Genomic DNA, 20,175 nt, shown 5'->3' with positions numbered 1-20,175 from the left:
GCCGCCCCCGCCCCGGCCCCCGCTCCGGCGGGCAAGCCCGCGCCGGCCCCCGCGCCGGTGGCCACCCCCGCCCCGGCCCCCGCGAAGCCGACCGCCGCCCCGGCTCCCGCCCCGGCCGAGGACGCGCCGCGCGTCGTCGCGCCCGGCACCGGCGTCCGGAAGTAGCGCTCGGCGGTAGCACCAGGAGCGGGTGACCGGGTCGGCCCGGACATGCGCAGGCCCGGGCCGGGCCGGTCGCCCCTCCCTCCCCCGACGGATCGAGGACCGTGCAGTTGTCGTACGCCATACCCGCCACCACCACCGCCACCGTGCCGTCGTGGTGGTCCCGCCTGCTCGCCCGCGTCTCCCGGACCGAGGCCGCGCCCGGGGCCGTACGGGGACGGCATCTGCGGGCGGTGGGCGCCGTCGCCGACCACGAGCCGCCGCCCACCCTGACCGATCTGTACCGGGCCCGGCGGCTCGACATGGTGCGGCTCGCGCTCTTCCTCGTCGACGATCTGCACACCGCCGAGGACGTCGTCCAGGACGCCTTCGCCGCGCTGTGCCGGAGGTACGGCACCTCCCTCCACGGACTTCAGGACCCGGGCGCGTACCTGCACACCGCCGTGGTCAACGCGGCCCGCTCCGTCCTGCGCAGGCGCCGCACCGCGCGCGCGTACACCCCGCCCCACCCGGCCGCCGAGGCCCCCGTCGACGAGGGGCTGCTGCTCGCCGAGGAGCACCGGCAGGTGCTCGACGCGCTCGCGCGGCTGACCCGGCGCCAGCGCGAGGTCCTGGTCCTGCGCTACTGGTCGGACCTGTCGGAGGCACAGATCGCGCAGACGCTCGGGCTCTCGCGCGGCACGGTGAAGTCCACCGCGAGCCGCGCGCTCGACGCCCTGGAGAAGAAGCTGGAGGCGGGCCGATGAGACCGCACGCCGAGGACCGTCCCACCGCCACCGAGGAGCGGCTGCGCGCCGCGTTCGCCGCCCGCGCCGCCCTCGTCGCCCCTCGGGACCTGCGCCGTCTCGCACCCCCGCGGGGCCGGACCCGGGGGCTTCGACGGGTGCGCGGGATCGCTCTCGCCGGGCTCGGGGCGGCGGCGGCCGTCGCGGCCGCGTATGTCCTCGTCCTGCTGCCCGGCGGCCCGTCGGCGCCGGCCCCGGCTCCGCCCGCCGGTTCGCCGGGGGTCCACGATTCCCCGGCCGTGCCCACACCGACCCCGGCACCGGCCGCCCCGTCCGTCACCGACCCCGGTCCGGGTCCCGAGCCGATCGAAGGGCCGTAGCGCGCGGGCACGCGAGAAGGGCCGGAACCCCCGGGGTTCCGGCCCTTCTCCCAGCTCCGGGAATCCGGTCGCGCGAACTACTTCGCGGGGACCTCTTCCAGGCAGAGCACGAACTTGTCCGACTCCAGCTGCTGCGCGAGCGCCGAGAGCTCCGTGCCGCACTTGTTCACGTCGAAGGTGTCGTCGATGACCTTGACGACCTTGAACAGGTCGGCCTTGCCCGAGGAGCAGTCCGTGGTGTCGACCTTGGGGTCGTTGTCGGGGCCCGTCACGGTGACGCACTCGCCGGCCTTGGCGTGCACGGGGGCGTCGCCGGTGAGGTACGGCAGGCCGAGCTTCACGGCCACGGCGATGACGATCGCGACGACCACGCCGCCGACCTTCTTGAGGATGCGGCTGCCCTTGGAGGCGGGGGCGGCGGGCTGCTCCGGAGCGACGGGCTGCTCGGGAGTGAGGGGCGCGGAAGGCGTCGTCATGAGGGATTCCTTGGGGACGCGGACATGATCAGACGCGAACGCTACATGCACCAAAACAGGCAAAAAGGATCATGAAGATCCATTTGCCGATCAGATGCGGAGTCGTGACCCTGTCAATCCGTCAGGAACGGGGGCCCCAGCTGCCGCTGATGCTCCAGCACCCTCCGCAACTCCACCGGAAGAGGGTGATACGGGCCGTACGCGCGCTCCGCGTCGAACAGCAGCCGCTGAAGCTGCTCCCGCCCGGCCCCGTGCTCCCCCGTCGCCACCAGCAGCAGCCCGATCCGCTGCCGGATGTCGAAGGCACGGGCCGGATCGCCCTCGTAGTGCGGCAGCACCGCACGGAACTCGGCGAGCGCGGCCGCCGTCTCCCCCAGCTGCTCCAGACAGAGAGCGGCGTCGTACCGGAACTGCAGGGTCTGCGGATCCACCGGACCCGCCTCCGCCTCGCGGTCCGCCGCGAGGCGTCGCAACTCCGGCAGCGCACGCCGGTACTGACCGTCGTCCATCAGGGTCGACGCGTACTGCTTGCGCAGGATGTGGACGACCGGCGACCGCTCGCCGTGCTCGGCCGCGGCGGCGGGCAGGATGCCGCCGAGGATGTCCACGGCCTGGGTGAGCGCCCCCTCCCCCAGCAGCCGCTTGACCTCGTCGACGGCGGCGGCGACATCGGGGCGGGCGGGAACGGGGGCGGGCCGGGGCACGGGGAAGGGGCCGGAGGCCGGGGCGGGAGCGGCGCCGGGGCGGTCCGCGGCCGGCGCGTACGAGGCCCTCGGGTCGACGCGGGGGACGGCGGGAGGCACGGCGGACGGCAGGGCGGGAGGCGGGGGCGGCGGTGACTGCGCGGGAACGGCCGCCGGGGGAAGGACCGGTGCCACCGCCGCCGGACGGTCGGGCCAGGGCGCGTGCGGGCGGAGGAACGGACGGGTCGGGTCCATCGGCCCCGCCGGAGCCCCGCGCGCGGGGAGCAGCGGCAGCAGGTGCTCGTACACCTCGTGCGCGCCGGACGGCCGCTCCCGGGGGTCCTTGGCGAGCAGCCGGAGGACCAGCTCCTCCAGGACCTCGGGGACCTCGGGCCGCAGTTGACGGAGCGGCACCGGAGGCTCGTACAGGTGCCGGTGGAGAACGCCGAGCGCGGTGGAACCGGCGAACGGCACGTTTCCGCTGAGGAGTTCGTGCAGGAGCACGCCGAGCGCGTACAGATCGGTGGAGGGCCCGACCGCGCCGCCCATCGCCTGCTCGGGCGCCATGTAGGCAGGGCTGCCGATGGGGGAACCGGTGTGGGTGAGACGGGTGGTGTCGTTGTCCAGGACGGAGGCGACGCCGAGGTCGAGGACGACCACCGAGCCGTCGGGGCGCACCATCACGTTCCGCGGCTTGAGGTCGCGGTGCACGATCGGCACGGCGTGGACGGCGGCCAGCACGGCGCACAGCTGCGCGGCGACGCTGACCGCCCACTCCCAGGGGTACGGGTCGTGCTCGGCGAGATGGTCCGAGAGGTCGGCGCCGTCCACGTACTGCATGACGAGGAACAGGTCCTCGCCCTCGCTGCCCGCGTCGTGGACGGTGACCAGACCGGGGTGGTCGACGTGCGCGGTCACCCGGCACTCCCGCACGAAACGGCGCCGCAGCTCGTCGGCGGCGGTGGCGGGGCCCGTCATGGTGGCCGGCCGGAGCAGCTTCACCGCGACCCGGCGGTCGAGCCTCCGGTCGTACGCCGTCCAGACCTGCCCCATGCCGCCCTGCCCGATGACGGTGGCGAGCTCGTAACGCCCGCCGATCACCCGGCCGTTCACCGTCGACCGTCGTCTTCTCCGGTGTGCCGGAGGAGATCGCTCAACTCGTCGAGCTCGGCACGGACCTGGTCGATACGGGGCGCGCCGGGGGCGGGCGCGTGGGTGGGGGCGGACGGAGGAAAGGGAGCGGGGACGGTCGGCGGCGGGACCTGCGCCCCGTGCGGGGCGGAGGCGTACGGCATCGGACCCGTCGGCGGACCCGCCGGCGGATTCGGCGGCAGGCTCGGCGGTGGACCCGTCGTCGGGCCCGGTGCCGTGACGGCGGCCGGCGGGTAGCCGTAGCCGTATCCCGGCGTCCCGTACGGGTACGACCCCGGAGGGTGCGGGGACGGGACCATGATCACGACCGGGGCGGGCTGGTGGTGCCGGATGTCGACCACCAGGAAGTAGCAGGTCACGATCGCCATCTGCACGAGCAGGACCACCATGCCCGCGGTGTTCATCCAGGTGTCGGCGAACCGCTGCTCCAGCGGCACCACACAGCCGATGTTGAGCACCAGCTGGACCCAGAAGAGCGCCCAGTCCCGCCCGGCCCGCCGCATGATCGCGATCCGGAGCATCGCGACCCACGCGAGGAAGCCCAGGGACAGCACGACCAGGACCGTGATCAGCACGCGGACCGTGACCGTGGCCGCCGACGGGCCGGCGGCCCGCGGTGGCGCGGGTGTGGGCACCTGACCGTACATACGACGCTCCCCCGGGACGGATGATCAGGCTATGAGGGTATGACGGTCTTCACCCGGGCTCCACACTTCCGTCGGCGAGACCGTCGTACAGCCCCTGGACCAGCTGCTCGCCGAGGCGGGCGGCGAGGCGCAGGGCCTCCTCGAACTCGGCCAGCGACCTGAAGTGGGCGCCGTGGCGCCGCTGGTCGGCCGGTGACAGCCGGGGCAGCTGGAGGCGGCGCACGTCGAGCCGGGTCGCGGTCGAGGCGAAGCTGCTGGCCTGCCGGTTGTTGGCGGTGCCCCGCAGGAAGCCGGCCAGGAACCAGGGGTCGAGGACGCCCGGTGCGGGCCGTAGGAGCTGGAGGTTGCGGCCGAGGGCCGCGCCGGCCGTGGCCGCGTCGACGACCCGGGCGACGGAGCCGCCGCCGAGTACGGGCACCACGACATCGTCCTCGGCGACGAGGACGGGTTCCTCGGCCGGGCCGCCGACCGGCAGCGTCCCGGAGGGCGCGCCGCCGGACAGGACGTCGTGCTCGGTGAGGACGGGAACGTCTCCGCCGCCGGCGGGCGCCGTGCCCGAGCCGCCGGTACGGAGCTGGAGGGCGCCGGTGCGGGCCAGTTCCCCGACGGTGGTGAGGGGGCGGGGCCCGGGGCGCGCGGGGACCGGCGTGGGGGCCAGGCCCCGGGTGCGGCGCAGGGTCTCGTCCAGGCGGTCGCGGACGGCGGCGAGTTCGGGGGCGGTGCCGCCCGCGGCGGGGGCGGTGAGATAGCGCGCGGGGGCGAGGTCGACCTCGTCGTCGAGGAGTTCGATGACGGGGACGGCGCGGGCCACGGACTCCTCGCCGCCCCGGCCCGCCCACGCGTCGAGGACCGTGTTCCGCAGGGTGGTCCAGGGGAGCCGGTCGCGGCCCGCGTCCGGGACGAGCCCCGCGGTGTCCACGAACAGGGTCTCCGCCGGGGGCCGCTGGTCGGCTCCGGGACGGACGAGGACCCAGAGGTGGAGCGGGATGCCGTACGGGGGTGCCGCGCCGGCCGGGAGGGCGACGACGGCCCGGAGCGCGCCCCGGCGCAGGAGGTCGGCTCGGATGCGGCGGCCGGAGCGGCGGGAGGCGACGGCGGGCGGCATGAGGAGGACGGCGGCTCCGCCGTCGCGGAGCCGGGCGAGGGCGTGCTGCACCCAGGCGAGCTCCGATTCCGTACGGGCGGGGAAGCCGTACTCCCAGCGGGGGTCGTAGGCGAGTTCGTCGTGGCCCCAGGTCCGCTCGTTGAACGGGGGGTGGCACAGGACCGCGTCGGCGGCCAGCTCCGGGAAGGCGTCGGCACGGAGGGTGTCGCCGGCGGCGGAGCGGATGTCGGCGTCGCCGTGGAGGGCGAGCCGGAGCGCCGAGAGCGCGGCCAGGTCGGGGTCGGCGTCCTGGGCGCAGAGCACGGTGGGGTGCGGGACGGCGCGCAGGAGGCCGCCCGTGCCGGAGGCCGGGTCGAGCACGGTGGCGACGGGGCGGCCCTCGGGTGCCGCGGCGGCGGCGAGGGCCGCCATGAGCTCGGCCAGCGGGGGCGGGGTGAGCGTGTACTGGCGCGGGTTGGCGTCCAGGTGGCGGCCGAGGAGGAATTCGAAGGCCTGGCGGGCGCCCCCCAGCTCGACGGCCAGTTCGACGGCGGCCCGGAGCAGGGGGACGGCGGGAAGCGTGTCGGCCGGGGTGGGGGTGTGAACAGACCTCGGCACGCCGAAGCGGGCGGTGAGGATCTCCTCGAAGACGCCGGGCAGGACCTCTCCGAGGCGGTCGTCGGGGAGCGCGGCCAGCTCGGTCCAGGCACCCGGACGGGTGCGCAGCAGGAGCAGGGCGCAGCCGGTGTGCACGAGGGCGGCGACGGTGCCGGAGGGGTGGCCGGCGAGCTGCTGCGAGACGCGCTCACGGAGCGGCACTTCGGCGAGTTTTCCCTGGTCGCGAAGCCATTGCTCGATGTCGGCGAGGGAGAACGAGGGGCTGGTCTCCGTACCGCCGACGGGCTTGGGGAAGTCGGCGTGGCGCCGGCGCCAGTTGCTGACGGCGGCCCTGCCGACCCCCGCGAGCCGGGCGATACCGGCGGCGGTGACCTCTGTCGTGCTCTCTTCGGGCACCTGTCCGTCTCCCCTCGTACGTGTGTGAACACACCGAGCATAGCGCTCGAACCGATTCACGGCGTGACCCGACTCAATCCTTGTGAACGGTGTTGACTCGGTTCACGGACTCTGCTGTGATTACCCCATCGAAACACGGAGTCCTCACAGCGCCCCGGAAGGTGCCACAGCCATGTCTCAGCAGCAGCAGCGCAACTGGTTCGCCCGTCACAAGGTCCTCACCGCCGCCGGCGCGATCGTCGCCGTCGTCGTGATCGGCGCGGCGGTGGGCGGGGGCGGCGACGAGTCCCCCGGGACCGCCGCGAAGCAGGAACAGCCCGCGAAGCAGGGCGGCGACAAGAAGGCCCCGGAGTCGGACGCCCCCAAGGCCCCCGAGAAGAAGGTCGTCACCATCGACGGAGACGGCGACTTCGAGGTGGGCGGCGACGTGAAGCCCGGCCTCTACCGCTCCACGGGCAACAAGGACGCGGGCTGCTACTGGGAGCGCGCCAAGGACGCCTCGGCCGAGACCGACTCGATCCTCGCCAACGACAACGTGACGGGCACGAGCTACGTCGAGATCAAGGCCTCGGACAAGCTCTTCAAGTCCTCGGGCTGCGGCACCTGGGAAGCCGTCGACGCGAAGGCGAAGGGCACGCCCGGGACGACCCTCAAGGGCGACGGCGGCATGTTCAAGGTGGGCGTCGACATCGCCCCGGGCACGTACAAGTCCACGGGCAACAAGGACGCGGAGTGCTACTGGGAGCGCTCGAAGGACGCGAGCCACGGCACGGACTCGATCCTCGCCAACGACAACGTCACGGGCACGGCCATCGTGAAGGTCGGCGCCTCCGACGCGTACTTCAAGTCCTCGGGGTGCGGGGACTGGAAGAAGGCGGGCTGACGCACGACCGGGCCGAAGCACGGAAAAGCCCCGCCGAGCGACTCGGCGGGGCTTCCCCGGGGAACCTCAGCGGCTCGCCTCGAAGGGCCTCGCGTCGCTCCACTCCCAGTAGGGAGTCCCCGCCTCCTTCTGCTCCCGCACGAACTCCTCCAGCGGACCCGAGTCCCCGTCCTCCGGGACCGAGATCGCCACGTGCCGGTCACCGCTCCACTCGGTGGCGAAGCCCTGCGACCGGGCCAGGGCCGCGATCCCACTCGTGACGGCCTCGAAGACCTCGGGGGCGAGACCCGCCCCGAACAGCGCCCGCAGGGTGCGGTGACCACCCTTCGACACGACCTCGACCAGCATGTCGTCGGCGTCGAGACGTACGCGGCGCCGTGCGGCCCGGTCCTCACTCATGGGGTCCGGCCTGCGGCATTTCCGGACGGCCCAGATCCAGCAGGTCGGGATCGTGGCGGACGAGCTCGTTCTCGAACGCCTCCCAGCCCTCCCGCTCGACGAACTCGGCCTCGCGGTCGCCGATGGGCACCAGCCACACGACGGCCACGTCGGACCCGTTCTCCAGGACGACCGAGGCGAACGCCTCGTCGAAGCAGACCGGGAGGGCCGCGTAGAGCGCGGTCATCGAACCGCCGGGCGTCAGCGGCATCGGCAGACGCAGGACGTCGCCCCGCAGGACCGCCCGCCCGCTGGAGATCAGGAGCCCCGAGACGTACTCGAGCACTCCCGGGAACGGCCCTGCCTCGTCACCGGGAACCGGCCGGTTGCACCCCAGGAGTTCGAGGTGCAGATGCCGCCCCGTGCGGGACAGGAGCGGAGTCCGGTGCAGTCCGATCGTGGCGAACGAGTGCGCGCCCGCCAGGACTCCCCCGGCGAACCAGCCCACCTGCGGGGCCCCCTCGGGAGTCCCCTCGCCGGCCGACCACGCTCCTTCGAGCCCACCCAGCCGCGCTTCGAAGTGGTCGACCAGTACGGCCTTCGTGAATGTCATCGCGGACGACGGTACTTCAGGGCGCCGGCGCAGGACACGACCGAGGTCAGTTCAGGGTCTCCAGGACCTCGGCGGGCGCCGGCGCGTGCTCCCGGGCCTCGCCGTCGACGGTCCACGAGCCGTTCCACTCGATCCGCCGGACCTGCCCGTGACGGTTCTCGTACTCCACGAAGCTGCCGGGCGCGCCCTCCAGCAGTTCCAGCTCCTGGAGCAGCACGTCGGGGGTGGTGAACCCGCGGAGGTCGCCTTCGCTTCCTCCGCCGGTCCTCGTGTTGTCGAACCTCATCCGGAGGAACGGAACGGCCTCGCGGGTCATGTCCGCCGGGTTCAGCATCTTCTTGAAGCGCATGAACGCCTCTTCCGGCGTCTCGTTCCCGGAGAACTCCCGGACGTACGCCGGGAAGACCCCGACCGCGACCTCGTTGAGCTCTTCGTTCCGGCCCTCGTAGTAGCCGTGGATCCCGGGCTGGACGGCCACCACCGCGTCGAAGCCATAGCCCTGGTGGGAGAACCCGGGAACGACCTCGAACGGCCGCGGGTCCTCCCCGAGCCCGGCACGGTGTTCACGCGCGAACGCGAGCACCGCCCGGGCCAGGTCCTCGTCGAAGGAGTCCCGGGCGTTCACCTGATGGATGCGCGTCCCCTCCGCGTCCATCGCCAGCGAGAACACGAACCGGAACATGGGCGACCAGCGCCACGCGCGCGCGAGGCCGGGAAATTCCTGGACTCCGGGAATGTCCCGTACGGCCTGCTCCAGGTCGACGCCGGTGGGGTGAGACGGGGGCGTGCGGTTCACGGGGGACTCCTCGAACGGTCGGTGGGCACCGGACTGGACGCGGAGAGGCTCCGCCGGCATGTGTGCCGGCGGAGCCTCTCATGGGGTGCGGTGGGGAACTACTCCGACGGAATCGTCGCGACCGTCACCTGCCCGTCCATCAGGCATTCGATGAGGATCGAACCACCCAGGGGGTGGATCCAGAAGTGCGGTCCGGCGTCGAGGATGTCGAGTGCGTGTCGCACCGCCACGCTCGCGGGCATGGTCACGGTCGGCATCAGCAGGTTTCCCCACATGACGGCCACCCGCTCCTCACGCTGCACGTACGCCGCGAGCAGCTCCGCCGCCATCGTTACCCACTGTTCCTCGTCGTCCCACCAAAGGCGGTCGAACGAGGCGGCGGCGAAGTCGAGGACATCGCCGGACGCGGCCGGGAATCTATCGACGGTCGCAGCCGCCAGCTCCCGATTCTCGTCCGGCCCCAGCTTCACGACCTGACGCCCGTCGTCGTCACGGGGGTCATTCATGAAACCTGGGAGGTACTCCGGATTGAGCCCATAGGGGTAGCTCTCGGTCATACGTTCCTCTTCAGCCAGGTCGCGATATTCCCGCCGGGGAACCTTATCGCCGTTTTCCGGACAGAGGCTCCCTTGCCGGTCATCACGTTGATGTGCGTACCGATTCGCGGGTCGGTGTCCAGTCGCAACGTCCTGTAATCGCCGCCACTGGTGGCAGTGAAGCCGGTGTCCTTTCCGAAGGTGTCGACAGCGGCCCCCAGGGTCCCCTTCCGACGCGTCCACGAACCGGTGTCAATGGGCCCGATCATCTCCATGGCCCTGTTCCTTGCCTGCTCGAAGGAGTCCGCATCGACAACGACCTCACTGCGTGGATTCTCAGGGTCACACCGGCAGAGCTGCGAGTGCCCGGGCCGACTGCCACCGCAGTTGTGCACCAGCACCGCGTCGCTCGGATCGGCCGCCATGACCGAGTCACCCGCGAACACGAAGTACGTGTGCAGGCCCTCGATGCTCAGGTCGTACGTGGTCCTGTCGGCCGTGTACGACGTGACCTCGACGATCGCCGTCGGGCCACCCTCGCCGTTCTGGAGCTTCTGGCCGACCCGGAGGTCGCCCGCCTGCGTCCAGGCGTTGCGGGTGGACTCGTAGAACTGGTGGTGCTCGGTGGTCTGGATCGTCTTCGGACCGGCCTCCGTCTTCACGGTGACATCGACGTAGTCGCGGTCGGTCTTCGTGACGATGACCTGCTTGACCTCGTGGATCTCCTTGGTCGTCTTGCCGGGCTCGGCCGTGAGGACCTTGTCGCCCGCCTTGACCTTGGAGATCTCCTTGGTCGTGCCGTCCGCCATCAGCACCGGCGTCTTGCCGGTGAAGCTGTGCGGGGTTCCGCCACGGCGGATCGGGCAGCCGGGACCGGACGAGGCGCCCGGCGAGTCCTTCGCCTTCGGGCCGTTGCCCTTGCCCTTGGCGCCGAACGCGCCGCCCATGACGGCACCGATCGTCGCCGCCTTCGCGGCTCCGGCGACCGAGCAGCCCTCCTCGCTGTTCACACACGAGGTGCCGTACTCGACCGCGCCCGTGAGGGCTTCCTCGCCGGCGTTCTCCGCGACGTTCGTCGCGATCTTGCCGGCCGTGCCGGAGAGCAGCTTGCCCGCGGCGCTCGCCGCGAGACGACCGCCGACGCCACCGGCGGCACCGGTCACGGCGCCGATGGCGACCGCACCGAGGAATCCGCCGACCGACTTCGGGCCGTCACTCATCGCATAGCCGACGGCATTGCCCGCGGCGCCCGCGAGGGCGGCGCATCCGATGGCTCCGACACCGGCCGTGATCGCGGTGCAGCCCGCGAAGACGGCGATTCCGACGGCGACCGAAGCGATGGTCGAGGCGTGTTGCTTGACGAAGTTGGCTGTCGCCTTCGCCGCCTTCTTGACGGCTCTGCCGACCTTCTTGGCTGCCTTGACCACCTTCTTGGCGACGTGTTTGACGGCCTTGGCGACCTTGCGGACCGCCTTCTTCACATGCTTGACGACCTTGTGGGCGACGCGTTTCACGGTCTTGTAGACCCGTTTGACGTATCTCTTGACCTTCCGGACGCTGTCGGCCACGTACCGGACGGCCTTTCTCACCGCCCGCTTGGCCCGCTTCACCACCTTCTTTACGGCCCGCTTGACCTTCTTGGCGGCCTTCTTGACGACCTTGGCGACCTTCTTGACGGCCTTCTTGACGTGCTTGTAGGCCGACTTGACGGTCTTCTTGACCTTCTTCGTGACCTTCTTGACGATCTTGTCGGCCCAGCCCGGCCAGTGGCCGGTCGGGTCCATGCCCGTCATCGGGTTGCCGTCCGCGTACGCGTACCGGTTCGCCGAGATCGAGTTCGGGACCCCGCTGAGCGAGACGGTGTCACGGCTGTTGAACTGGCCGGTCTCCGGCGAGTACCAGCGCGCGGCCATGTTGACCTTCGCCGTCTCCGGGTCGGTCCAGCCGGACTGGTAGCCCAGCGAGCCGAGCATCGACGCGGACTGGACGACCTTGCCGAACGGCGAGTAGGTCGTCGATCCGGTCAGTGCCTCGCCCGTGGTGGTGAACTGCGCCACCACGTCCGTGTGCAGGTCCGTCAGCGCCAGCGCGGAGCTGACGGCGTTCTTCACACCGATCAGGGCGCCCCCGGCGTCACGGCTGTAGGTCGACAGACCGTCCGAGGCCACCTCGTTGCCGTCGCCGCTGTACTTGAAGGCGTAGAGCTCGGTGCCCGTCTCGTCCTTCGCGTTCAGCACCCGGTCGAGACCGTCGTAGGTGTAGGTGCGGTTGCCTTCCTGCATGACCCGGTTGAAGGCGTCCACCTTCATGGTCGTGACCCGGCTGGCCTCGTCCGTCACCGAGCTGAGCGTGCCGCGCGCGGTGTACGTGTAGGCACTGTGGCCGTCCGACGTGAGCCGGTTCCGGGCGTCGTAGGTGTAGGTGTCGCCACCCACCCGGGTCCGGTTGCCTGACGCGTCGTAGCCGTAGACCTCGTTCGTCGTCCCGTTGTTCCAGGACATGACGCGGTCGGCCCAGTCGTACGTGTACGTGTTGGCCGACGAACCGGCGAGCCCCGTCGTCGTCTTCGACGTCAGGTTGTCACTCGCGTCCCACCCGTAGGTGAAGGACGCGAGCGTCTTGCCGGTCGGCGAGGTCAGCGTGTCGGTGGTCGGGCGCTCCAGCTTGTCGTAGCCGAAGCTGCGCTTCGCCTTGCCCGTGCCGTAGTCGACCGACGTCACGTTGCTGTTGACGTCGTAGCCGTACGTCGCCGTCGAGCCCGTCAGACCGTCGTTGGCCGTCTTCAGGCGGCCGGCGGTGTCGTAGCCGAAGGTCGACGTGCCCGAGGCGTCGGTGCGGGAGGTCATCCCGCCGTCGCCGTCGTACGCGAAGGACGAGGAGCCCGAGGGCCCGTTCGCCGTCAGGAGCTGACCCCGGTCGTCGTAGGAGAAGGTGTTCTTCTCCGTGCCGAGACCGGCGACGGCCGTGACCCGGTCGTCGGCGTCGTAGTCGTACGTGTGGTCGGCCGTGACGGCCTCCGCACCCGTACCCGACTGGCGGACCAGTCGGCTCTTCACGTCGTACTCGAAGGAGATGTTCACCCCACCGGGAGAACGGGACTCCTTGATCCGGCCCCCACCGTCGTAGACGGCCGTGAACGTCCGGTCCGCGAGGTTGGGATGGGTCGGGGTCGACGGCTCGATCTGCGACTCCGGCAGCCCCCACGTGTTGTACGTCGTCAGGAACGGGTTGTTCCGTCCGTCGCTGAAGCGGGTCTGGTTGCCCGCCGCGTCGTACCCGTAGGTCGTGGTGATCGACTCGGTCGCGGAGACCGGCTCGACGACCTTGGTGATCAGACCCGAGGAGTCGTACGTGAAGGTCTTCGTGTGACCGCGGTGGTCGGTGGCCGAGACCATGTTGCCGCCCCGGTCGTAACCGGTGCTCGCCGTACGCAGCACGGCACCCGTCTCGTCCAGGTCGTCCGTCTTCACCAGCTGGCCGAAGCCGTCGTACGTGTTGCGGGTGCTGGTGCCGTCGGGCTCGGTGGCCGTGAGCGGCTGCCCGTCCATGTCGTACGTGAAACGCGAGACCTTGCCCGCGCCGTCGGTCACCTCGGTGACCTCACCCTCGGCGTTGTACTTGTACGACTCCGTGACGCCCTGCGGCGACACGATCCGGGACAGCTCGCCGCCCGGCGCGTTGTACTCGTTGATCGCCGTGTACGCCCGCTGGGTGGGCTGGCGCACGATGTCCGTGCTGGTCAGCTCGCGGCCCAGGTAGTCGTACGTCATCTCCTGGCGGGCGCCGTTCGGCCGGGTGGCCGACAGCTGGTCGCCGTTGGTGGAGAAGGTGTACTTCGTCGTACCGCCGCCCGGCTCGGTGACCGAGGCCAGGTCGCCCAGCTGCGTGTAGGTGTACGTGGTGCGGTTGCCGAGCGGGTCGACCTCCGCCGTCACCTGGCCGAGCTTGTTGTACTCGTTGTACGAGGTGGCGCGGATCGGGGCCGACGCGCCCGGCGCGAGGTACTCGGGAGACGTCGTCGACAGCTCCTGGCCCTCCGCGTCGTACGCCGTCGTCACCACGTTGCCGAGCGGGTCCGAGGACTCCGTCGCCTCGCCGAACGTGTTGTACCCGGTCATCGTGACGGGCCGGACCGAGACCGGCGTCCCGCCGTTCTGCTCCGCCATGACCGCCGGCTCGGTGACCGAGGTCTGCTGGCCGAGCTCGTCGTAGCCGTAGTCCGTGACGTTGCCCGCGGTGTCCGTCTGGGACACCGGCAGACCGCGCTGGTCCAGCTTCCACGAGGTCGTGCGGACCGAGCTGCCCGCCGCCGGCAGGGTTCCGCCCTTGAGGGCGGTGATCTGCGCCGGGGTGAGCGCCTCGCCGTAGACCTGGACGTCGTCCAGGCCGCCGAGGTGGTTCTCCGCGTAGGTGCCCTTGTACCAGCGGCGGCCCAGCTGGAGGGGCCCGGTGGCCTCCCACGGGGTGGTGAAGGCGGCCGGGGTGCCGCTCGCGACACCGTTCACGTACAGCCGGATCTGGGAGGTCGCCTGGTCGTAGACGCCGACCAGGTGGGTCCAGGTGTTGACCGTGACGGCGGCGGTGCCCGACGAGGCACGCACGATGACCGGGTCGAAGGTGTCGGTGGCGTGCCGGTTGAAGGTCCAGCCGGAGGCCGTCGAGTAGTACAGCTGGAAGCCGGAGGCCTCCTTGCCGTCCTGCGCGACGAAGGTCCGGTTGACCGCCGTGGAGGTCAGCTTGACCCAGGCGGAGACCGTGAAGCTGCCGCTCGTGTTCACGACCGGCCCGGTGGTCTGCGCCCACGAGTTGGCGTCGCCGTCGAAGACGGCGCTGCCGCCCCGGTCGGTGTTCCAGTGCATACCGGTGCCGTGGCTGCCGGTGTTGTTGGCACCGGAGGAGTCGGCGAGGCCGAAGCCCGTCGTCTCGTCCAGCTTGTAGCGGGCCACCGGGGCCGTGGTGCCGTCGTGGCTGGTGGTTCCGGTGATGTTGCCCAGGGCGTCGTACCGGGTGTCCGTGGTGGACACGTCACCCGTCGCCGGGTCACGGTCCGTCTCCGTCACCACGTTGTCGTCGGGGTCGTAGCTGGTCTGCGTGGTCCTGGCGAGCCCGTTGGGGTCGAGGATCTCGGAGACCGTACGGTCGGCCGCGTCGACGGTGAAGGTGCTGCGGGTCTGCCCGTCGTTGGTGACCTGCTCGATCAGGTTGCCGGCGGCGTCGTAGGTGTTCGCCTGCTCCGTGAAGGACTTGCCGGTCCCCGGGTCCTTGCGGGCCACGGTGGCCGACAGGCCGTCGTCGGTGTAGGTGTACGCCGTCTGCCAGCCCAGCGAGTCGGTGATCGACGCGAGGCGGCCGGCCGGGTCGTAGGCCCGGGACTCCTGGACGAGGGTCGTCGGAGCCGTCGGGTTGTACGGGTCGCCGGTGTAGTCGAGCAGGCTCGTGGTGAGCGGACGCTGCTCGCCGTCGAAGGTGTAGGTGTTGACGGTCCCCGCGGGGTCCGTCTCCTTCACCTTGTTGCCGTAGACGTCGTACTCGAACGACGTGGTGTCGCCGCCCGGGTCCGTCCTGGTCGCCAGCTGGTTGTACGCGTCGTACGTCATCGACGTGACGCGCGCGGTGTCACCGCCGGTGAGGTCCTGGACCGTCTGGGACAGGATGTTGCCGTCGGGGTCGTACCCCGTGATCGTCTTCGCCTGGTGCTTGGCGCCGGTGACCCGGTTGGTGACGGACGGCGTCGTCTCGGTGAGGACCTGGTCGTTCTTGTCGTACGTCTGCGACGTGACGAGACCGCTCGGGTTCGCGTCCGAGACCTCCTTCTTGGAGATCTCGCGGCCCAGCTTGTCGTACGTGTACTCCACCGAGGCGCCGTTGGCGTCGGTGATCTTCGCCAGGTCGCCGTTGGCGAAGTAGGTGTACGTCGTCCTCCGGCCGCCCGGGGTGGTGACCTGCGACACGAGACCCGCCGGCGTGACCGCCGTACCGCCCTCCGCCGCCGGGGTGGTGGCGGTGGTGTACGTGGTCGAGGCGGTCCGGCCGTTGGGGTGACCGGCCACGGGGGGCGTGGTCACCGACAGCAGGTTGCCGCCCGCGTCGTAGGAGTAGCTCGTGAGGTAGGCGTTGTCCGCCGGACCGGTCGAGCGCCCGTCCCGCTCCGTGAGGATCAGGTCGTTGCGCAGGTCCATGGCCGGGAAGGCCGTGGTCGAGTCCGGGTAGAAGGTGTAGTACTCCGTCGAGCACTTGTTCGCGGCCGTGTCCTGGCAGGTGGTCTGGGAGACCGTGTTGCCGCGCACGTCGTGACCGGTGAGCGAGCGGTTGCCGTTGGCGTCCGTGATGGTGTGGAGGAAGCCGCCGGTGTCGTAACCGTAGGTGGTCCGCCTGCCCTCGGTGTCGATCGCGGCGAGCAGGCGGTTGCCCATCTCGGCGTCGTAGACGTAGGTGAGGGCCCTGTCCTTCGGATCGGTCAGGGTCACGGTCTTGACCGGGGCGATGCCGGAGGACGCCTTGTAGGCGGCCCACTGGGCGGCGACGTCGGCCTCGGTCAGGCCCTTGGAGTGGACGGCGACCTCGGCCAGCGAGCCGGTGAAGTAGCTGAGCGCACCGGGCGAGCTGACCCAGTTGGCGGCGAAGCCGGCACCGATGTAGGTGCGGCCCGTCGTCTGGCCGTTGGCGGCGCCGGTGCACGTGCCCTGCTTGGCACCGTCCAGGTAGAGCGTCTGCGTGGTTCCGGTGGCGGACAGCACCGCGTGGTGCCACTTGTCGTCCGTCACGGTCGTGGTGGAGTTCAGGACTCCGTTGCTGCCGCAGGTGCTGGCCCACCAGTGGCCGCGCAGCTTGCCGTCGGCACCCACGTACAGCACATCGCTGTAGGCGCCTCCGACACCGGCCGGATCGTTCAGCGCCCTGGCCTGGTCGACCATGATGGCGCCCGGTTCGGCCGTCTTGAACCACAGCCCGACGGACCGGTCCTGGGTCTGGTGCCAGCCGCTGTGCGGCACCTCCACGAAGGAGGTGGACCCGTCGAACGTCGACGCGCTCGCGTCACCCGGACCGAAGGGGCCTTCGGCACCCTGGATGACGTTGTTGTACGTGCCGAAGCCGGTGTTCACCTGGTTCGCGGCCTGCGCCGCTCCCTGGGTGTCGTCCAGGCGCCAGTAGCCGGCCGGGGCGGAGCCCATGACGGCGGAGCGGTAGACCTGGGACGAGCCGGTGATGGTCGGCGGGTTGAGCTTCCAGGTGCCGCCGTTGCCGTCGGTGGCCTGGAGGACCCGGTCGTCGATGGTGTCGTAGACGACCGACGCCTGGGTCTTGCCACCGGGGGTGGTGATCTTCTGGAGCAGCCCGGCGGAGCGGGTGGCGGAGTCGTACTGGATCTTGATCGCGTCGGGCGACAGCGGCTCGGAGTAGAGCGCGACCTCGGCCATCTGGCCGGTGAAGTGCCCGAGCTTGTCGTTCGGGTTCATGGCCGGCCAGCCGCGGTTGTTCACGCCCGCGCCCAGTGCGATGTACGGCTGGACCCAGTCGTTGATGGCCCCGGTGAGGGAGCCCACCGGGGCGCCGTCGAGGTACAGGGTCTGGCTGGTGGCGGCGGCGGTCAGGACCGCCTGGTGCCACTTGCCGTCGGTGACGACCGGCGAGGACACGATGGTCGTCGCGCAGCTCGCCATCGCGAAGCAGCCGCGGAGCTTGCCGTCGGTGCCGACGTACACCGCGGGGGTGCTCTTGGTCGTGTTGGTCACCGGGTCGGGGTCGCTGAGCGGCTTGTCGCCGTAGTAGAAGAGCACGCCTCCGGCGGTGCTCGTCTTGAACCACAGCGAGACCGAGGCGTACGAGGGCGTGGCGCCCGGCGCGGACGGCATCTCGACGTACGAGGTGGTGCCGTTGAAGGTGGCCGCCTTCTGGGTGGAGCCCGCGAGGGGGCCCGTCCCGCCCAGCGTCACGTTCTTGTACGTGGCGTTGTACTGGCCCTGGTTCGCGTCGATGGCGTCCTTCGCGACCGTGCCCGAGGTCTCGCCGAGCCGCCAGTAGGCGAACGGGTCGGCGTCGAGAGCCGTGGTGCGGTAGTGGTTGCCGGTGGCGTAGGTGTACGTCGTGCACTTGGACCAGTCGGCGGGCGGGCACACCGTGGTGAGCTGGTCACCGGTGTAGGTGTACTGCCAGGTCTGGACCGAGTTCGCGTCGCCGGCCGTGGCCTGGTCGGTGTAGACGGTCTGGACGTGCCAGGCGGTGGCCGAGGCCGGCTGGTACCAGGTCAGGCCCAGGTTCCGCTTGGAGACCTCGTTCGTGATCTTCGTGAGTCGCTTGTTGGCGTCGTACGTGAAGGTCTCGGTGCGGCCCGCGTAGTCCTTGATGGTCTTCAGCGCGTAGGTGCCGGCCTTCGCGGTCGCCTGGGTGAAGGCGTACGCCGTGAAGTCCTTGTCCGTGAGCGTGTAGCCGCCGGTGACGGCAGCGAGACGCGCGTAGCGGCCCAGCGGGGGCACGAAGGTGCCGTCCGAGTTCCGGCCGAAGGCGACCTGCTCACCACCCGGGTAGGTGATGATCACGCTGGTGAGGGCGCCGGCGCCGTCCTTGACCTCGACGGCCTTCATGTCGACGATCGTCGACCAGCCGGCTCCGAAGGCGGAGTCGACTCGGGGGTCGAGGCTGTTGTAGGAGCGCTCGATCTCCAGCGACGGACCGATCACCGACACTTCGGCGTCGGTGTCCTCGGTCGTGTAGTTGCCGTCCGAGGGGTCGAACTCGTGCCCGTCGGTGTTCATCGACAGACCCGAGGTGACCGGCGGCTGCGGCACGGCCGTGGTGAAGCGGCTGTCCTCCACGACGGCCGAGGTGCCGTCGCTGGCCTCCACGTACCAGTCGTAGTTCTTCGACCACTTCAGCTTGCCCGCGGGAACCTTCCAGCTGCCCTTGGTGACGGTGCCGGAGCTCGCGATCAGGGCGGGGGTGCCGGTGGCGTCCCCGTCGTAGATCTCGAAGGTGTACGAGAGCGGGTTCGGGCCGTTGTCGGCGTCGCTCGCGACGGCGACCAGCTCCGGCTGGAGGGTGTTGGCCTGGAAGTTGGCCGGCGGGTACTGGGCGTTGATCTGCGGTGCCGAGTTCGGCGTGTAGGTCAGGTCCAGGGCCGGGCGGAAGCCGGCGGTCGCCGAGTTGTCCGAGTGGAACTTCTTCCAGTGGAGCATGTCGTTGGTCGGCGCGGAGAGGGCCAGACCGTAGTTCGCGGCCCCGCCGGCGACGTTGTTGAACCACGTCGTGTTGAGCGAGACCGGCATGCGCGTGCCGACGCTCGCCGAGCCGGAGCTGTTGGAGCAGGAGGCTCCGGGCGCCGGGGTGGCGGTGCCGATCGCGGCGCCGAAGGACGGACCGGGGTACGCCGTCACGGCGGACGGCGTCCACGACTGAGTGATCGGGTGCACCGAGAACGACTGGGCGGCGCAGGTCGAGGACCAGAGCGCGTACACGTTCAGGGTGGCGGCGGTGACCCGCTGCCCCGCGAGCGTGGTGCCCAGCGAGGAGAACTGCAGGAACGAGTTCGTCTTGTTCGTGCCCGAGTCGTAGGAGCCGACCTTGATCTGGGTCTCGGTGGAGTGGTCCCCGCCGATGGTGTTCTGGGTGTACGTCGAGTTCGACGCGGTCACCGTCGGGTCGACGGTCACCGGGTAGACGCGGGCCGGGTCGTCGAGCCAGGCGCGGTCGGCGGTCATCCGCAGGGCGGGTGCGCCGTCCACCGTGACGAGCTCGTAGGTGACGGCCCGGGACCGGGCGGGGTCGCCCGAGCGGGGGTCGATCCTGGAGTCCTCCATGAACGCGTGCGGGACGGTCGCGACGACCTTGCCGTTCGCGTCGGTGAATTCCACGTCGCCGTCGGCGGCGATCCGGGGCGTGAGCCCCTTCACCGCGAGCGGGAAGGTCCAGGAGTTCGACGCCTGCGGCGAGCGCAGGACGATGTTCTCCTTGAAGCCCTCCGCGAGCGGCACGAGCTGCACGTCGGTCTCGGGCAGCACGCCCGTGTAGGTCACCGTGCCGTTGGCCGCGACGGTGGGCTCGGTCTTCGCGGCGTCCTCGAGCCCGTAGGCGAGCGAACGCCCCGCGCCGAAGTCGACGGAGGCGAGCTGCTCGTCGGCGGCGTCCGGGGCGAACTCGACGTCGAGGGAGTTGGCGGTCTGCTGGAGACGGCCGTCCTTGTCCTCGGTCAGGCTCGTGTCGATCGGCTTCCAGGAGCCGTCGGTGCCCTTGAAGTTGGCGCGGCCGGGGAAGTGGCGCACGGTGGTGGAGCCGTCGGCGTTGACGTAGAAGTCGGACGTCGCGGTCGACTTCTTGGCGTCCCGCTTGCTGGTGCGGGCGTCGAAGCTCTTGGCGGTGCCCTTGGCGGCGCCGGTCTTCGAGGTGCCCGGGCGGTCGGTCTCACGCTCGAACGGCGGGAGCTCGCCCTTGCCCTTGCCGGGCTTGCGGCCGGCTTCGCCTTCGAGGCTCGTGGCGTCCGCGGAGGCGTGGTGGCTCTTGCCACGGGCCGTGCCGCCCTGCTGGTCGGGGGTGTCGAGAGGGTTCTCGCTCACCCACTTCCAGAGTCCCGAGAGGGACAGCTTGGGCATCTTCACCGGTTCGAGCGTGACGCCCGCGGCGAGCGCCGACTCGGTGGTGAGCATGAGGAACAG

At 70.9% G+C, this 20,175-nt stretch carries 12 protein-coding genes; 3 read left to right on the top strand and 9 right to left on the bottom strand.

The window, feature by feature from the left end; all coding sequences use genetic code 11:
* Positions 1-272: 272 nt before the first annotated feature.
* Both IE311_RS34115 and IE311_RS34110 read left to right on the top strand, forming a co-directional pair.
* The gene (locus tag IE311_RS34115; protein ID WP_373314023.1) at positions 273-908 is read left to right on the top strand and encodes a SigE family RNA polymerase sigma factor; all 636 of its coding nucleotides are present in this window, start codon (positions 273-275) and stop codon (positions 906-908) included.
* Positions 905-1,267 (top strand): hypothetical protein, encoded by a 363-nt coding sequence (locus tag IE311_RS34110; protein ID WP_189835761.1) that lies wholly within the window; start codon positions 905-907, stop codon positions 1,265-1,267. The genes IE311_RS34115 and IE311_RS34110 overlap by 4 nt, the downstream gene beginning before the upstream one ends.
* 77 nt (positions 1,268-1,344) lie before the next feature.
* Here IE311_RS34110 and IE311_RS34105 read toward each other — a convergent pair whose 3' ends face one another.
* From IE311_RS34105 to IE311_RS34090, 4 genes are all read right to left on the bottom strand, one after another.
* Positions 1,345-1,743, bottom strand: coding sequence for an LppU/SCO3897 family protein (locus IE311_RS34105; RefSeq protein ID WP_189835760.1), 399 nt, complete (start codon positions 1,741-1,743; stop codon positions 1,345-1,347).
* Positions 1,744-1,856: 113 nt separating this feature from the next.
* Positions 1,857-3,539 (bottom strand): serine/threonine-protein kinase, encoded by a 1,683-nt coding sequence (locus IE311_RS34100; protein WP_189835759.1) that lies wholly within the window; start codon positions 3,537-3,539, stop codon positions 1,857-1,859.
* On the bottom strand, positions 3,536-4,225 hold the full coding sequence (locus IE311_RS34095) for a hypothetical protein (RefSeq protein WP_189835758.1): 690 nt from the start codon (positions 4,223-4,225) through the stop codon (positions 3,536-3,538). The genes IE311_RS34100 and IE311_RS34095 overlap by 4 nt, the downstream gene beginning before the upstream one ends.
* A 49-nt stretch (positions 4,226-4,274) precedes the next feature.
* Positions 4,275-6,323, bottom strand: coding sequence for an N-6 DNA methylase (locus IE311_RS34090; protein WP_189835757.1), 2,049 nt, complete (start codon positions 6,321-6,323; stop codon positions 4,275-4,277).
* 172 nt (positions 6,324-6,495) lie between these two features.
* Between IE311_RS34090 and IE311_RS34085 the strand changes: the two genes are divergently transcribed.
* Positions 6,496-7,206, top strand: coding sequence for a hypothetical protein (locus IE311_RS34085; RefSeq protein ID WP_189835756.1), 711 nt, complete (start codon positions 6,496-6,498; stop codon positions 7,204-7,206).
* Between the two features lie 66 nt (positions 7,207-7,272).
* Here IE311_RS34085 and IE311_RS34080 read toward each other — a convergent pair whose 3' ends face one another.
* The 5 genes from IE311_RS34080 to IE311_RS34060 form a co-directional block, all read right to left on the bottom strand.
* The gene (locus IE311_RS34080; protein ID WP_189835755.1) at positions 7,273-7,605 is read right to left on the bottom strand and encodes a DUF4265 domain-containing protein; all 333 of its coding nucleotides are present in this window, start codon (positions 7,603-7,605) and stop codon (positions 7,273-7,275) included.
* Positions 7,598-8,197, bottom strand: coding sequence for a suppressor of fused domain protein (locus IE311_RS34075; protein ID WP_189835754.1), 600 nt, complete (start codon positions 8,195-8,197; stop codon positions 7,598-7,600). Before IE311_RS34075 ends, IE311_RS34080 begins: the two co-directional genes overlap by 8 nt.
* 46 nt (positions 8,198-8,243) lie before the next feature.
* Entirely contained in the window at positions 8,244-8,993 is a 750-nt protein-coding gene (locus IE311_RS34070) for a hypothetical protein (RefSeq protein WP_189835753.1), read from the bottom strand.
* Positions 8,994-9,091: 98 nt separating this feature from the next.
* Positions 9,092-9,550: a hypothetical protein gene (locus tag IE311_RS34065; protein WP_189835752.1), complete on the bottom strand. Its 459-nt coding sequence runs from the start codon at positions 9,548-9,550 to the stop codon at positions 9,092-9,094.
* Positions 9,547-20,166 carry a LamG-like jellyroll fold domain-containing protein gene (locus tag IE311_RS34060; protein ID WP_229902341.1) on the bottom strand — a complete coding sequence of 3,540 codons (10,620 nt, stop codon included), beginning with the start codon at positions 20,164-20,166 and terminating at the stop codon, positions 9,547-9,549. Before IE311_RS34060 ends, IE311_RS34065 begins: the two co-directional genes overlap by 4 nt.
* Between the last annotated feature and the right edge of the window lie 9 nt (positions 20,167-20,175).

Origin of the sequence: Streptomyces zaomyceticus (genome assembly GCF_014656215.1) — a bacterium.
Lineage (GTDB): Bacteria > Actinomycetota > Actinomycetes > Streptomycetales > Streptomycetaceae > Streptomyces > Streptomyces zaomyceticus.
This window is presented reverse-complemented; position numbering and strand designations above follow the sequence as displayed.